General features: G+C 73.8%; 1 protein-coding gene. It reads right to left on the bottom strand.

Going from position 1 to position 390, the window contains the following annotated elements; genetic code table 11:
* Positions 1-118: 118 nt before the first annotated feature.
* Entirely contained in the window at positions 119-268 is a 150-nt protein-coding gene (locus tag JHD67_RS21650) for a hypothetical protein (RefSeq protein WP_199101195.1), read from the bottom strand.
* Between the last annotated feature and the right edge of the window lie 122 nt (positions 269-390).

Here is a 390-nt window from a genome sequence, read left to right as displayed (position 1 = left end):
CCCCCCCCCCCCCCCCCCCCCCCCCCCCCCCCCCCCCCCCCCCCCCCCCCCCCCCCCCCCCCCCCTCACTGACCCGGCGACCCCCGAGATCTACACCCGAACGTTGTCGTCGGCAGCGTCAGATGTGTATCACCCCCCCCCCCTTGCCTAGCGTATGACTATGAATCATGAAGCCTGCCAGCACCGGCGTGCGGATATGGTTGTGGCGCGCTTCGGTGAGCACGTCCAGGCCGTCCTTGCCGGGCAAGCCCCTGTCTCTTATACACATCTCCGAGCCCACGAGACCCGTGACCGAATCTCGTGTTGCGGCTTGTGGGTGTGAAAGAGGGGGGGGGGGGGGGGGGGGGGGGGGGGGGGGGGGGGGGGGGGGGGGGGGGGGGGGGGGGGGGG

This window comes from Dyella sp. ASV21, from assembly GCF_016428975.1.
GTDB lineage: Bacteria > Pseudomonadota > Gammaproteobacteria > Xanthomonadales > Rhodanobacteraceae > Dyella.
Note: the sequence above shows the minus strand (reverse complement) of the source record. Positions and strands in the feature narration are given on the sequence as shown.

Excerpts from the sequence above, each read along its gene's own strand:
- JHD67_RS21650 (WP_199101195.1), bottom strand. The coding sequence starts at position 268 with ATGTGTATAAGAGACAGGGGCTTGCCCGGCAAGGACGGCCTGGACGTG.